Genomic DNA, 14,353 nt, shown 5'->3' on the forward strand with positions numbered 1-14,353 from the left:
CTCTTGAGGTGGGCGTCGCTCTTCGGGATTGCCGCCTTGGGAATTGCCGCCTTGGGGATTGCGGGCGACCGTCGTAACTATTACCGTTACAACAAGGCGGGAGGTGATGAGAGGTGATGAGAGGTATGAGCGCCAACAGCAGGCTGACCGTGGCCGCACACGCCCTGGTCTGGATCGGGCTGTATCAGCGGCGCGGCCACGAGGTCGCCACCTCCGAGCAGATCGCCACCAGTGCCAATACGAATCCCGTGGTGATCCGCCGCCTGCTGGGCCAACTGCGCAGGGCCGGCCTGGCCGACTCGCGCAGGGGCGCCGGCGCCGGCTGGACGCTGGCGCGGGACCTCTCGGCGATCACCCTCCTCGATGTGCACGACGCGGTGGAGCCCGGGCCGGTCTTCGCCCTGCACCCCGCCACACCCGACCCCGAGTGCGTCGTGGGCCGCGGCATCACCCCGGCGATGACCGCCGTCTACGCCGGAATCGAAGCCGCCCTCCGCAAGGAACTGGCCAGGACCTCGCTCGAGGACCTGCTACACGACGTACTGACCGCCCCCTAGCCCCGACCGCCCGACCGCCCGACGCGCGGTCGGGCCTCGGCGGCTCGAAAATGTAACAGGAACAGTTACCTCAAGAATCGGGAGCATCCCATGGGACAGCTGGACGACAAGACCGCCCTCGTGACCGGGGCCTCCACCGGCATCGGCCTGGCCATCGCCCGCCGGTTCGCCGCCGAGGGGGCGACCGTCTATCTCACCGGCCGCCGCCAGGCGGAGTTGGACGCCGCCGTCGAACAGATCGGCAGTCGCGCCATCGGCATCCGGGGCGACGTGTCGAAACTCGAAGACCTCGACCGGCTCTTCGCCGAGATCACCGAGCGCAGCGGTCGTCTCGACATCGTCGTGGCCAACGCCGGCGTCGGAGACTACGCGCCGCTCGGCGAGATCACCGAGGAGGGGTACGAGCGCGCCACCTCCATCAACCTCAAGGGCACGGTTTTCACCGTCCAGAAGGCACTGCCCATGTTGTCGGCCGGCGCCTCGGTGATCCTGTTCTCCTCCAGCGCGGCCCGGCTCGGCGTCCCTGGCCTGGGCGTCTATGCGGCCACCAAGGCCGCGATCCGCAGCCTCGCCCGCACCTGGGCCGCCGAACTCGCCGACCGCGGCATCCGCGTCAACGCCCTCACCCCGGGACCCGTCACCACGCCCGGCGCCGACGAGCTGCGGGCCGCGTTCCCGAAGGGAGATCAGCCGGCTGCGGCAGCCGAATCCGCGGCGCCGGCGCCCACCCCGCTCGGCCGGGCCGGCCACCCCGACGAGGTCGCCGCCACCGCGCTCTACCTCGCCGGGAGTCAGAGCTCCTTCACCACCGGCGCGGAACTGTTCGTCGACGGCGGCCTGACCCAGCTCTAGGGTGTGTCTTCAAGCCCCCGCCGACCTTCGATCGATACCCCGGACCCGGGTGGCCGGCGCGAGTGGTCCGAGCGTGCTCGGGTTTCGGCGGGTCGGGATCCGCAGGCAGGTGTCGGGACGGGTCGGCTCAGCGGCGGCGCGGCCCGGCCGGGCGACGGGTGGCGAGGTCCAGATCGAGCAGGGCGTTGTGGCGCGGGCTCGCGAGGTAGAGGTGGCCGTCGTGTTCGGCCGCGCCGGTGGCCATGTCGAAGTCGGCGCGGTCGTCCTGCAAATCGGCCAGCACGGTGCCGTCGACGTCGAAGGCCATGGCCCACGTGGTGCGCCTGCCGCTGGGCATGAGCCGGTCGGGGACTCGCCACAGGGCCTTGCGCAACAGGCCCGGGGCGGTGGCGAGTCGGTCCAGGACGCGATCGCGAGGGTTGGTCAGGGCGACCCACAAGCGGCCGTCGCGCAGCGGGGAGAGGTTGTCGGGGAAGCCGGGCAGATTGTCCGCGAGAACCTCGACCCGGCCGGCGTGCGGGCCGGTCAGCGTCAGGCGACTGAGCCGGTAGGCGCCGGTTTCGGCGAAGATCACGGCGCCCTCGTCGTGGGTGAGCGCGATGCCGTTGGCGAAGTGCAGGCCGGACAGCAGGACATCGACCCGGCCGTCCGGTGTGCGGCGCAGCAGCCGGCCGGAGGGGCGGTGTTCGAGCAGCGCACCGAGGTAGTGCTCGAAGTCGTAGCGGCTGGTGGACTCGGTGAAGTAGACGGTGCCGTCGGCCGTGGCGGTGGCGTTGGAGCAGAACCGCAGCGGCACCCCGGCCACGTCCGCGGTCAGTGTCTCCACCTCGCCGCGCCGCGGATCGACGCGGAGCAGTCCCTTGTGCGCGTCGCAGACCAACAGCCGTCCGTCGGGGAGGACTTCCAGGCCGAGTGGGCGGCCACCGGTGTCGCCCACGGTCTCCTCGGTGGCGTCGGCGGGATCCACGCGAAGGATTCGCCCGCCTTCGATCCCGCACAGCAGGCGGCCCTGGGCGTCGACGGCGACGTCCTCGGGTCCGTGGCCGCCCAGGGGGATCAGGCGGGCGATCGGGAACGGCTCGGTGCCGCGGGCCTGCCGGGCGCGGGCCGGGGCCGGTGGCACGACGCGCCGCACGGGCTCGAGGCGCGGCTTGCGCCCGGGCTTCGACGCGGGCGACGTGGGGCGGCCGTCGCGGCGCAGGACATGGGTGTCGGCGACGGTGTAGGCGTGAATGGCCGTGCACCCGGCGGCCAACGGCCGACGGATGGCCTCGACGGAGGGCGAGGCGAGGATCGTGTGCAGCGCGTCGGCGTTCGCGGCGCCGAGCACGATCGAGGCGTGGAACCGAGCCTGCGGCGGGTTGTCGTGCGCGACGCCGGGCGCGCCGCACGGGGGTCCGGTCCACGACCGGAAGGTCTGGGTGCGCAGTTCGAGTGTGTCGCCCGCGGCGTCCAGGGCGGGGCCGAGGAGGTCGTCGACGAGGCGACGGAACGCCGAGGCGGGGACGCCGGGGCGGCGGCGCAGCAGGATCACGGTGCGCGCGCCGACGCTCTCGCCGTCGCCGGTGTGGAACCAGCGCCCGCCGCCCGGCGCGGTGGCGTATCGGACGGTGCGGCGGAACACGTTGCGCTCGTCGGCGCGGACGAGGCGGTTGTGGCGGACGGACAGCAGTGGGGACCAGGCGTGTTCGAAGGTCGCTTCGGGCATGCCGTCGATGCGCCGCTCGTCCGGGATGGCGGTCTGCACGCCGTCCAGGGCGGGCCACAGCCCGGGGCCGGCGGCGGCGAAGTGGTGCCGGCGGTATTCCAGGAGGCCCGGGGTGCGGGCGACGAGCCGGCTGTGCGGGCCGGCCCAATAGGCGCCGGCGCGCTCGCGCGGCAGGTCCGTTCGCAGCCAGAGCAGCACGGAGGAGCCGGAGACGGTTTTCGGACAACGGCCGGGCATGGATGCCTCCCTGCCTGCGGGTGCGAAGGGCCGTGGTGCGGAAGGTCGTGGTGCGGAGGGCCGTGCTGCGGAAGGTCGCGGTGCGGAGGACCGTGCTGCGGGGGGCCGTGCTCCGGAGGACCGTGCTGCGGAGGGCCGTGCTCCGGAGGACCGTGCTGCGGAGGGCCGTGCTGCGGATCGGTCGGGGCCGGTCCACGCCACGGCCCCGTCTTCCCCGGTCCGCTGCGCGCCGATCGTAGTCGGCCGTGGAGTCCGGCCATACGGATGACGGCGACGTTGGTCAGGGGGCCGTGTTCGGTTGCCGCGGCTGCGTGGGTGCCTGCCATTCGGGATTCCTTCGGACGCCGACCTGTTCCAGGTCGAGCGCGTCTCCGGTGTCGCTGCGCAGTTCGACGTGGACCGGGACGCCGGTTTCGTGCTCGACGTAGTGCAGTGGCGCGGCGCCCTCCTGTAGGTACTTGTCGCCCCACTGCATCAGGGCCACGATCACCGGGAACAGGTCGCGGCCCATGTCGGTGAGCACGTATTCGTCGCGGGTGCGGCCGCCGTCCTCCCGGTAGGGGCGCTTGGCGAGCAGGCCGGCCTCGGTCAGGCGGCGCAACTGCTGGGCGGCGGCGCGATCGGTGATGCCGATCCGGCCGGCGAAGCCGCTGAACCGGGTCGTGCCGTAACAGGCCTCGCGCAGGATCAGCAGCGCGGAGCGGGTTCCGACCACCTCCAGCGCCTTGACCAGTGAGCAGTGGTCGGTCTTCCACGCGCCGAGGTCGGCCAGCACGCCCTCCATGACAAATGGCATGGGGTCCATGCTACCCACTCCAGCTTGAGTCTTGTATAGCCAGACTCCATCTACCTATAGTCGCGGATAGTCAGCGCCCGCCCCCCTGTTCCGGGAGTGGGCGGCACGGCGCTGCCTTGGATCGGACATCCGGTACGAATCGCAGGGGGATTCCCATGGCCACACAGACCGCGCCATCCGCCGAGGGTGTGCGGCCGAACCCCGGCAGACCCTCGGTGATCACGTTCGTCGTGTGCGCCGCGGCGTTCATGGCGATGCTCGACGTGTTCGTGGTCAACGTCGCCTTCACCGACATCGGCGCCGAATTCGGGGCCCGGCTCGGGGACTTGAGCTGGGTCCTCAACGCCTATGCCATCGTCTACGCGGCGCTGCTGGTCCCGGCCGGGCGCCTCGCCGACCGGTACGGCCGCAAACCGGCGTTCCTGGCCGGACTCGCCGTGTTCACCGTTGCGAGCGCCGCCTGTTCCCTGGCGCCCCAGTTGTGGTGGCTGGTGTTCTTCCGCGGGGTACAGGCGGTCGGCGCGGCCCTGCTCACCCCGGCGAGTCTCGGGCTGCTGCTCACCGTGCTGCCGGCGGAGCGCCGGGCCGGAGCGGTGCGGATCTGGGCCACCACCAGCTCGTTCGCCGCCGCGGTCGGCCCGGTGGTCGGCGGCGGCCTGGTGGAGCTGTCCTGGCGCTGGGTGTTCCTGATCAACATCCCGGTCGGCGTGGCGGCGTTCGCGGTGGCCCGCCAAGTGCTCCCCGACCTGCGTGACACCTCCGCCGTGCGCCTGCCGGACCCGCTCGGCACGGCGGCGCTGGTCGTCGCCTTCGGCGCGCTCTCGCTCGGCCTGGTCAAGGGGCAGGACTGGACCTGGACCGGGGCGGCCACCGTCACCACCTTCGCCGTCGCCGCCGCCGGTATCGCGGTGTTCGTCGTGCGGATACTGAACCACCCGGCACCGGTCGTGGATCCGGCCCTGTTCCGAACCCCGGCGTTCGTCTGGGCCAACGTCACGGTACTGCTGTTCTGCACCGCCTTCGGCGCGGTCTTCCCGTCCGTGGTGTTGTGGCTGCAGGGTCCCGCCGGCTACTCCGCCCTGGGCACCGGCCTGGCCATCGCCCCGGGTCCGCTGATGGTGCCGCTGTTCGCGGCCGTCGGCCGGCGCCCGGCCACGCGCGTTCCGGCCGGAGCCCTGGTGGCGGCGGGGAATCTGCTGTTCGCCGGCGGCGCCCTGCTGCTGGCCGCGAGTGCGTCCGCCGATACCCGGTACGCGACGCAGATCCTGCCGGGATGGCTCGTCATCGGCGCCGGCATCGGCCTGGCCCTGCCCGTGATGCTCTCCCGGGCCACCGCCGAGCTGCCCGCCGGCCAGGCCGCCACCGGCAGCGCCGTGGTCAACGCCGGCCGCCAGCTCGGCTACGTCCTCGGCGTCGCCATCCTGGTCGCCGTCCTCGGCACGGCCGGCCCCACAGCCGATCCGGCGCACACCTTCCGACCCGCCTGGTGGTTCATCGCCGCCACCGCCGCCGGGTCCGCCGCCACCGCCTTCGGCATCACCGGCCGCACCCGGAGCTGAGCACCGTGACCACCGTGGCCGCGTCCACCGCCGTACGCCTGCGCCCTTGGCGCGCGGACGACATCGACCGGCTCGCCCGGGCCGCCGCCGACATCTCGCCGGACGCACTCGCCCTGCGGTTCGGCAGGCCGGGCACCACGATCCCCGACTGGTACGCGGACCGGATCGCCGACGCCTGGGCGCGAGGCACGTGGAACGCGGCGGTGGCGGAGCGCGGAGGCCGGATCGTGGGCTGGGCGGAGTACGGACTCGACGACGATCCCCGCCACGCGGACATCGCCGCACTGGTCTGCGACCGGTACCGGGGCAACGGCCTCGGCACCCGGTTGGTCAGGGAAGTCGCGTCGGCCGCCGGGGCGGCCGCGGTGCGCGTGTTGCACGCCCAGATCCGGGTCGGGAACCAGGCCGCGCGCAAGGCGCTGTACGCGGCGTTGCCGGACCTGCGGTACCTGGGACCGCAGGACGGAGAGTGGCACTACGTCGTATGCCTGCCGGAGACCTCGAACCGAACGACGCCCGGGCTGCCACACCGAGGTGGTGAAATCGCGGACGCACGCAATGGATAGCCGCTCGCCCCCGGCGGCGTCTTGTCGGGTGAAAGGGGGATCCATTGCGAACCCAGGACGAGGCGCACTTCCGAGAGTTCGTCGAGGGCCGGCGCGGCGCGTTGTTGCGTACCGCCTATCTGCTGTGCGGCGATCGCGACGACGCCGAGGACCTCACCCAGGCGACGTTGATCAAGGTCTACACCGCGTGGGGTCGGGTGAGCGAGGTGGACAACCCCGACGGGTATGTGCGCCGGATACTCGTCAACACCCATCACTCCCGTGTCCGGAGGCGGCGGGTGTCGCAGTTCCTGACGGACCGCCTGCCGGACCGGGCCGGCCTCGACTCGACCGCGGCGCTGGCCGGCCGCAGTGTGCTGATGGCCGCGCTGGCCCGCCTGCCGACCGAGCAGCGAACGGTGGTGGTGCTGCGGTACTGGGAGGACCGGTCGGACGCCGAGGTCGCCCACATCCTCGGCAAACCGCTTGGCACAGTGCGCAGTCGGGCCGCCCGGGGACTGGCCCGGCTGCGCGAGGACCCGAACATGGCCGATCTGATCACGCGTCGACCGGCTCCCGCACAGCGCACGACGGAGGCACGGTCGTGACCGACGAAAACGACACCGCATACGAGATGGCAGCGTTGAAGGAGGCTTTCATGACGGAGTTCGAGGAAACGACGATGACCCCACCCAGCGTCGACGAGGTGGTGCGCGGGGCCAGGTCCAAGCGTCGCCGCCGGCTGACGTTGGGCACATTCGGCACCGTGTTCCTGGTGGCGGTCGGCGGCGGCGGGACCGTGATCGCGTCCTCGGTGCTGGACGAGCACGGCGAGTCGTCCGCGATCATCGCGGTCGACGCGGGCCGGCCCGTACCCAGCGCCGAGCCGGGCGTCGTGGTCATCGAGGGCGTCACCCGGGGGAAGGTCTGGCGTACCCGCTCATTTGTACGACCCGACGGCTGGGTGTGCAGCTTCGACGCGGACCCGGTTACCAACGCGCAGCAGGGCGGCGGTTGTGCCAGTCCTCCGACGCGCGACGGTGTGGTCGTACCCGACGTGATGAAGGTCAACTGGACCGGTTCCAGCACCAACAACCACGACGGCACCTGGTCCTACGAGGTGCGGGGGACCACCTCACCCGAGGTCGCGCAGCTGCGAGTGACCTGGAAGGGCGCCAAGGAACCCGTCATGCTGACCGCCGCCCCGATGACCAAGGACAAGAACGCCTTCACCGTCGTCATCACCGCGGACGCGGGGTCGCCGAACTTCGCCCTGGTTCCGTTGGACTCGAACGGAGCGCCCTTCGGGAGCATCGACCCACCGAAGTAACACGTCCTGCCGGGCCGTTCGCGGTAACGCGCGACGGCCCGGCACGACCACCCGGACCGGGCAACCATCCGGAAAACCGCTGCGGTGTCCCAGGCGACCCGTGCCGATGCGCGCCGGTGGCGGTGGGGGAATTCGGTGACGGCAGCGACGTTGCGACGCGTCCCGAAGCCGCTCCCACCCCACTTCATCCTTTCGGGTGAACACCCGTAACTCCCCACCGGACCCGCGTCGTTGCACGATCGCAGCGCCTGCCACATCCCGTCACATCCCGTTCCTACTGTCGCGGCGGGCGCTGCCCGCGCCCGCCGCCCGCCGCCCCGTCTCCGCCACCTCCCGCCCCCACAGCCACATTCATCTGCGAGGTCGACCCATGAACCCCACACGATTCCTCGGCATGGGACTCGCCTGCCTGCCGGCCGTGTTGGTGCTCACCGCGGCGGGCACGGCGAGCCCGGCCGGACCCACCGGGCACACGCTGCCCGCGCCCGTGGTGCAGACGTGCACCGGGATCCAGACCGAGACCTTCACCCCGGGATTGAACTCGACGCTGCGTCAGGTCACCGGCGAAGGCAAGGGCGAGCTGACCTCCTGCCTGCCGTTCGGCGACTCGCTGCCCGCCTCGGGCCGCGTGACCTCCACGTTGACGGGGGCGATGAGCTGCAGCGGCGGCACGCGCACCCGGAAGACGACCATCACCTGGGACGACGGCGGGAGCAGCACTCTCGAGGAGTCCGGCGGCGTCGAAAGCCCGGTCGGCGGCGGGCGGGCGGCGATCTTCAAGGGGAAGATCAGCTCCGGACGCTTCGCCGGCGCCACCACGGTCACCACCCGAACCCTGTCCCCGCTGCCGAAGCCCCAATGCGCGACCGAGGCGGGCCTCACCGAGGTCAGCGGCCCCCTGACGGTGGAGATCACCCACGTGCCCTGACCCGTCACCAACCCCCGTCCGTGGATGGAACACCTGGTGCCGGGCGCGGCACTAATCCTCGGTTGGGTGGGCGATGCGCTTGGTTCTGGTCACGATCGCGCCGAACAGCGCGAGGCCCCTGATCCTGACACGCGCGGTGCCGGGTCTGCCGATCTTGCGGGCGACACGTTTGTCGACGACGCCGAACAGCCCGAGTCCCTCGACCTCGACCTCGATGTCGTCGGGGACCGTGATCCTGGTGCCGCCCCACAGGGCGACCACCCTGATCTCGGTGTCGCGGCTGCTGAAGCGCGCCTCGGACAGGTCCAGTCGGCCGCCGCCCCACATCGACCAGATGGTCATCCTCGGCGGTACGACCCATTCGCCCTTCAACTCGAACCCCCGGAAGATCCCGGGCACGAAGCGTCGCGAGGTCGGCGGACGATCCACCACGAGCGCGTCCCTGGCGCCCGGCTCGGGCAAGCCGCGGCAGGCGACCTCCAGTTCGGCCCGGGTGCGCGCCGCGTGCACCTCGTCGAGCCTGGGCCCCAACTGTTCCAGGGCCAGTCGCCCGTTCCCCACGGCCGCCCGCAGGCGCTCCTCGGCCCGGTGTCGGTCGTCGTCGCCGGCCAGGATCACCTGCGCCAGGTCGGCCGGTCGCTTCTCGGGGGCGGGGTGTCCGGAGGTTTCCGTCATGGCTTGGGTCCTTCCAGATGAGCGACGAGTACCGAGGACAACGCGGCGCGGAAGGCGTCGTCGTGGCCCCGATCGTCGGGGTCGTGCCCCAGGTCGGCCAGCCAGTATCGGCGGCCGATCGCGTAGCCGTACGCGCCGGACAGGGCCAGGAGGACGACCGTCTCGATCCGTGCCCGATCCGGCCCGTGGGGTTCGGGAAGCACACTGCGAACCCCCTCCTCGATGGTGTCGACCAGCGCGGATAGGTTGGCCGAGGAGGTCTCGACGTCCCAGTCGTGGAGTTGGGACCAGGTCCACAGCCGGGCATAACGTTCGTCGGCGAGGATGTCGAAGAGCACCCGCGTCATGCCCTCCGCGAACGGCACCCCTCCGTCGGCCCGCATCCGTTCCCGTACCAACTCACGTTTGCGCTCGTTCTCGCGCTCCACCACGGCCCGCACCAGCGCTCGGTAGGTGCCGAAGTAGTGGGTCACGAGGCCGTGCGTCACGCCCACCGCTTCCGCGACCCGGCGCAACCCCACGCCGTCGGGCCCGTATTGCGCGATCAGATCGGTGGCGGCATTCAGGATCTCCTCCCGCGCCTGCTCGGGTGTGCGCCTTCGTCGTCCGGTCATGACCCTCCTGTTGTCAAAGTGGACAATACCTTATTGGCAACCTTGACAACAATGCTCCCCCGGTACGCCCGACTCCCCCGAACGTCGATCACACCCGCCGCCCCGAACCCGAACCCCCCGCGGTGGCCTGGTCGTTCCGAATCGACGTGCGGGCCGCTGTGGCAACCGCGCGCGGCGGCGCCGGCTGACCAACGCCGGTGGAGCGCCGCCGAAACCCGAGCGGGTCCCGCGCCCCACCACCCGCGCCCCACCACCCGCCACCCACCGCACAGGCGCCGACGCGCGACCGGGAATCGCGGCAGGCATCCGATGCCGGCCGCGGAGGTACCGGGTCGGCGTTTCCCTTGAAAACGGCCGGTCGGGCCGCGTGTTCGAGGCAGTCGAGGCGCGGATGCTCGCGGCGACGACGCCGGCGCTCGGCAACGACATGGGTGCCACGCTCGTCGAGGCGTTCGCCCCGGGCCATTTGGACGTGCCGTTCTGCGTGCACCGGGACAGTGCCAACCGGGCCCGGGCCGTGCCGGCTCCCGACGGCCGGTTGCGCTGGTCGGCTGCGCTGGTCGGACCCGGGGGCGATGCCGCTCGCGGGTTCGGCCGAGGGCGTGGGATGTCGGTCGGTGACCACCCGGTCCCGGACCGGCATGCTCGGCTCCCACGAGCGCCGCTTCGACCGCGAGCACCTGGTCAGGTTGCCGTTCAACGCGACCTGCTTCGTCGGCACCATGGGAACGCCGGTGCCGTTGGCGTACGTCCGACCCTGGCGGCCCACCACCCGACCGCGAAGTGGCGGGCCCGGCACGGGACTTCCGCGATACCCGGCATTGCGGCGAGGGGCCGCGGGCGGGTCGGCGTCCGCTCTGGAAGCCGTCGGCCGGGATCCCGGCCGACGGCACCAGGGGTCCATGGGGCTCGGGTGGTCCGAACCCCGGCCCGGGGCTGTTCGTTTCGTTTACCTGAAGAGGCGGTCGGCGCCGGTGGCCATGCGGTGGGTGGTGCCGTGCCGGTTCACCCAGTCACGGACCAGGTTGATGGCGTTGCGGCACTGCCAACTGTCGTCGTACTCGCGCACTCCGGTGAAGGCGCCGTAGCCCGCGATGATGCCGTCCACTCGTGCGTCGCCCAGGAGCTTGTCGACGTACCACGGATCGTTGTAGGTGGTCGTCCAGGAGAATGTGGCCGCGAGCCGTCCGGCGGCCCGCTCGGCGGCGCCCTTCTTCAGTTCCGCGCAGGTGTTCCAGGTGGCTTCGGTGCAGTTGCCGAATCCCTTGGTGATGTCGCTGTCGCCGTAGTCCATCGCCCGATGACCGACCGGGAGTGCGGAACCGGAGCGGTCGAAGGCGGTTCGGACCTGATCGCGGGTCCCGGTCGTGGTGATGCCCTCCAGGCTGCCGAGCCTGCCTTCCAGGCTCTTCCAGCCCCGGCCGCCGACGTCGGGGGTGTTGCCGGGGTGGTACTCGTAGAAGCCGTAGAGCACCTGGATCCCGGCGGCCGTCAGGCGTTGCGCCTTGTCCCGCAGGCCGGCGACGCTACAGGTGCGATTCGGCGCTTCTCCGCAGTAGTTCGGGTCCTTGATGTCCAGCCAGACCAGCGCCAGTCGGCGCCCTGCGTTGGCGTGCGAGACGATGCGGTCGATCATGCTGTCGAAGCTGGGGCCCAGCCGATTCTCACCGGCCGAGGAACAGTCGTGCCAGGCGCGCCATTCGTTCGGATTCCACCAGGCACAGACATCGATCTCGATGCCGTTGGCGCCATGGGCGAGCGCGGCGTCCACGCCGGCCAGGGTGTCGACCCGGTGTGCGATGGCGTAGATCGCCTGACGCTGATCGGCTGCCGCGGCCGCGGTCGTACCGAGCGCGGTGGCACCGACGATCCCGGACAGTGCCGCGATGAGCGCCAGTAACATCCGTAGCCCGGCGCGGTGTCGAGGGTGAGTGGTCAAGTAGGGCTCCTTCGTGTCGGTGTCCCGAAGCGGACAGCCGATCTCACCAACTGCACCGATCGGCGGCAACCCCGTCCACCCACTTCGATGGATGTCGAACCCCCGGCAGTCCGGCTGGGATCGTCGGCTTATGGCACGGCACGGCACGGCACGGCACGGCCCGACCGGCGATACGGAGATCGTGTGCCTCGTCCGGCGCCGGCGCTAGGTGCAGTAGTCGCCCAGGCCGTGCTCGAGCAGGGTGAACACCCGCTGCGCGGCCAGCTTGGCGTCCGGGTGGACTGCGTCGGCGGTTTCGCCGGCGGTGAGGCGTCGGACGTTCTCCCGGATCAGTTCGGTCCGCACGGCGCACAGCTGGCTTGCCGCCGCGCGTGCCGTGAGGTCGCCCGGCTCGCTGCCGGTTTGTTCGGCGAGGGTGGCGGCGAGTACGTCCACGGTGCGGGTCGTCTGCTCCAGTACGCGCAGTCGCAGGCTCGGTGCGGCCAGGACCATGCGCTGGAAAGCGAGGAAGTGCTCGTTGTCGTTGAGGCCGGTGACCACGTCGTGCCGGTCCAGTCCGGCGAGGAAGTGCCGGCGCACCGCGCCCAGCGCGGACTCGCCGGGTTCCCGGTCGAGGACGATCGCCACGAGGTCGTCGAAGTGGTCCTCGAACCGATGCAGGGCCAGATCCTCCTTGGTCGGGAAGTAGTTGAACACCGTCACCGTCGAGACGTCGGCCGCCGCCGCCACGTCGGCGACGGAGACCTTGTCGAAGCCGCGCTCCAGGAACAGGGAGATCGCCGCCTCGGAGATGGCACGCCGCGTCTGCTGCTTCTTCCGCTCGCGCAAGCCGGTCCCGTCACTCATGCAGGCATCGTACCTCAAAGCTTTTTCCACTACAAACTTTTATTGACACAAGAGTTTTAGTGGATATAGAACACCTCTCGAAGGGCCGACCTGCTTCGAAGGAGGGGTGGAATGAGCGAGATCGCGACGGCGGGGGTGCCCGGTGGGCAGGGCACGGATCCGCCGATGAGCCGCAGGCATGTGGTGATCGCGGCTACCGGGTGCTTCGCCACCCTGCTGCTGGGGTTGCTCGACCAGAACATCGTCGGCGCGGTGTCCTGGACGATGGTCAAGGAGCTGGACCCGACGCACGGGGTGTCCCTGCTGCCCTGGCTGCTGACCGCCTACACGCTGGCCGACTGCGTCGTACTGCCGCTGTACGGGAAGCTGGCCGACGTCTACGGCGCCAAGCGGGTCTACCTGCTTTCGCTCGGGCTCTTCCTGGTGGGGTCGGCGCTGTGCGGCCTGGCACAGAACATGGTCGAGCTGATCGCCTTCCGGGCCCTGCAGGGTGTCGGTGGGGGCGGGTTGATGTCGGTGACCCTGGTGGTGCTCGGACTGCTGGTCCGGCCGACCGACGAGCGGGAGCCCGAGGGCCGGGGCAAGGCCGGCACAGCCGGCATCGGCGGCGTCATGGTGGGGATCGGCATCGTCCTGGGCCCGGCGGTCGGCGGATTGGTGGCCACGCACCTGAGCTGGCGCTGGGTCTTCTACATCAACATCCCGCTGGGGATCGCCGCGTTCGTCACCTCGGCGATGTTGCTCCGGCTCCCGCTCCATCCGGTCCGGCGCCGCATCGACTTCGCCGGGGCCGCGCTCGTCGCCGCCGCCGCGAGCGCGCTGCTGATGATCTCCCAGTGGGGTGGCAGGGACTACGCGTGGACCTCGCCGACCATCGAGGGGCTGGGGGTGGCCGCGGTGGTCCTGTCGGCCGCGTTCGTCCGGCGGCAACAGACGGCCGAGGAGCCGATCTTCACGCTCGCCCTACTGCGCAACCCGGTCATCCGCATCATGATGCCGCTCGGCTTCTTCGGCGGAATCGGCCTGGCGGGATCGGTGTCCTATCTGGCGGGCTACCTCCAGGAGGCCCGCGGCCTGTCGCCCGCCGGGGCCGGCCTGCTGTTCTTCCCGATGGCCGTCGGTATGGCCATCGTCGGCCCGCTCTCCGAAAGGGTCCTGGTCGAGGCGGCGAACCGGCACAGGTACCGGCTGTTCGCCGGCCACGTCCTGGTCGTCGGCGCGATGTCGATCTTCGGCACCCTGGGCATCGCCACCCCGCTCTGGGAGTTGAGCCTCGGACTGTTCGTGCTCGGTCTCGGGTTGGGTCTGTGCCTGGGGGTGGGGCTGATGATCACTCAGCACGCGGTCGGTGTCGAGGATCTCGGGGTCGCCACCACCTCCCAGCGCTTCGTCCAGCAGCTCGGCGCCTCGGCCGGACTGGCGCTGTTCGGCACGGTGTTCAACCGGGAACTCGCCACGAGAACGCACGGTTCGGCGGGTGCCGCCGACGTGCACGGGCACCTGGACGCGACAGCGCCGGCCGCCCTGTCGCCGGCCCGGCAGCACGCCGCGCTGGAGGCGATCGTGTCCTCGACCCACGTGGTCTTCGCGGTCGCCGCCGGCGTCATGGTCGTGCCGGCCGTGTTGTCGCTGTTCCTCAAGGAACGACCGGGCCCGGCCGGGCGGTTGTGACGTCGCGCCGAGGGGCCGTCCGGTACCCGGAATCGGGCGAACCGTCGGTCTCGCCATGACGACGCGGGTCGGCCGCGCACCCGAGGGAGGTCGGGT

General features: G+C 71.3%; 14 protein-coding genes. 8 read left to right on the plus strand and 6 right to left on the minus strand.

The window, feature by feature from the left end; translation table 11 throughout:
* Window positions 1-125 precede the first annotated feature (125 nt).
* Complete coding sequence (locus tag ABIA38_RS11680; RefSeq protein WP_424638466.1) at window positions 126-557, plus strand: Rrf2 family transcriptional regulator; 432 nt, start codon at window positions 126-128, stop codon at window positions 555-557.
* A 90-nt stretch (window positions 558-647) separates the two neighbouring features.
* Entirely contained in the window at window positions 648-1,409 is a 762-nt protein-coding gene (locus tag ABIA38_RS11685) for an SDR family NAD(P)-dependent oxidoreductase (protein WP_424638467.1), read from the plus strand.
* Between the two features lie 127 nt (window positions 1,410-1,536).
* Here ABIA38_RS11685 and ABIA38_RS11690 read toward each other — a convergent pair whose 3' ends face one another.
* Window positions 1,537-3,354 carry an SMP-30/gluconolactonase/LRE family protein gene (locus tag ABIA38_RS11690; RefSeq protein WP_424638468.1) on the minus strand — a complete coding sequence of 606 codons (1,818 nt, stop codon included), beginning with the start codon at window positions 3,352-3,354 and terminating at the stop codon, window positions 1,537-1,539.
* A 280-nt stretch (window positions 3,355-3,634) separates the two neighbouring features.
* Entirely contained in the window at window positions 3,635-4,150 is a 516-nt protein-coding gene (locus ABIA38_RS11695; RefSeq protein WP_424638469.1) for a winged helix-turn-helix transcriptional regulator, read from the minus strand.
* Between the two features lie 155 nt (window positions 4,151-4,305).
* On the opposite strand from ABIA38_RS11695, the gene ABIA38_RS11700 reads away from it, so the two are divergent.
* From ABIA38_RS11700 to ABIA38_RS11720, 5 genes are all read left to right on the plus strand, one after another.
* Complete coding sequence (locus tag ABIA38_RS11700) at window positions 4,306-5,709, plus strand: DHA2 family efflux MFS transporter permease subunit (RefSeq protein WP_424638470.1); 1,404 nt, start codon at window positions 4,306-4,308, stop codon at window positions 5,707-5,709.
* A 5-nt stretch (window positions 5,710-5,714) separates the two neighbouring features.
* Window positions 5,715-6,275, plus strand: coding sequence for an N-acetyltransferase family protein (locus tag ABIA38_RS11705; protein WP_424638471.1), 561 nt, complete (start codon window positions 5,715-5,717; stop codon window positions 6,273-6,275).
* Window positions 6,276-6,319: 44 nt separating this feature from the next.
* Window positions 6,320-6,862: a SigE family RNA polymerase sigma factor gene (locus ABIA38_RS11710; protein WP_424638472.1), complete on the plus strand. Its 543-nt coding sequence runs from the start codon at window positions 6,320-6,322 to the stop codon at window positions 6,860-6,862.
* 50 nt (window positions 6,863-6,912) lie between these two features.
* Window positions 6,913-7,584, plus strand: coding sequence for a hypothetical protein (locus tag ABIA38_RS11715; protein ID WP_424638473.1), 672 nt, complete (start codon window positions 6,913-6,915; stop codon window positions 7,582-7,584).
* 370 nt (window positions 7,585-7,954) lie between these two features.
* Window positions 7,955-8,512, plus strand: a complete 558-nt coding sequence (locus ABIA38_RS11720) for a hypothetical protein (RefSeq protein WP_424638474.1) — start codon at window positions 7,955-7,957, stop codon at window positions 8,510-8,512.
* 51 nt (window positions 8,513-8,563) lie between these two features.
* On the opposite strand, the gene ABIA38_RS11725 is transcribed toward ABIA38_RS11720, so the two are convergent.
* From ABIA38_RS11725 to ABIA38_RS11740, 4 genes are all read right to left on the minus strand, one after another.
* Complete coding sequence (locus ABIA38_RS11725) at window positions 8,564-9,187, minus strand: DUF1707 SHOCT-like domain-containing protein (RefSeq protein WP_424638475.1); 624 nt, start codon at window positions 9,185-9,187, stop codon at window positions 8,564-8,566.
* Entirely contained in the window at window positions 9,184-9,801 is a 618-nt protein-coding gene (locus ABIA38_RS11730) for a TetR/AcrR family transcriptional regulator (RefSeq protein WP_424638476.1), read from the minus strand. Before ABIA38_RS11730 ends, ABIA38_RS11725 begins: the two co-directional genes overlap by 4 nt.
* 949 nt (window positions 9,802-10,750) lie before the next feature.
* Window positions 10,751-11,740, minus strand: coding sequence for a phospholipase (locus tag ABIA38_RS11735; RefSeq protein WP_424638477.1), 990 nt, complete (start codon window positions 11,738-11,740; stop codon window positions 10,751-10,753).
* Window positions 11,741-11,944: 204 nt separating this feature from the next.
* Window positions 11,945-12,586, minus strand: coding sequence for a TetR/AcrR family transcriptional regulator (locus ABIA38_RS11740; protein WP_424638478.1), 642 nt, complete (start codon window positions 12,584-12,586; stop codon window positions 11,945-11,947).
* 111 nt (window positions 12,587-12,697) lie between these two features.
* Between ABIA38_RS11740 and ABIA38_RS11745 the strand changes: the two genes are divergently transcribed.
* Window positions 12,698-14,257 carry an MFS transporter gene (locus tag ABIA38_RS11745; protein WP_424638479.1) on the plus strand — a complete coding sequence of 520 codons (1,560 nt, stop codon included), beginning with the start codon at window positions 12,698-12,700 and terminating at the stop codon, window positions 14,255-14,257.
* Window positions 14,258-14,353 lie beyond the last annotated feature (96 nt).

Source organism: Embleya sp. AB8 (assembly GCF_049739465.1).
Classification (GTDB): domain Bacteria; phylum Actinomycetota; class Actinomycetes; order Streptomycetales; family Streptomycetaceae; genus Embleya.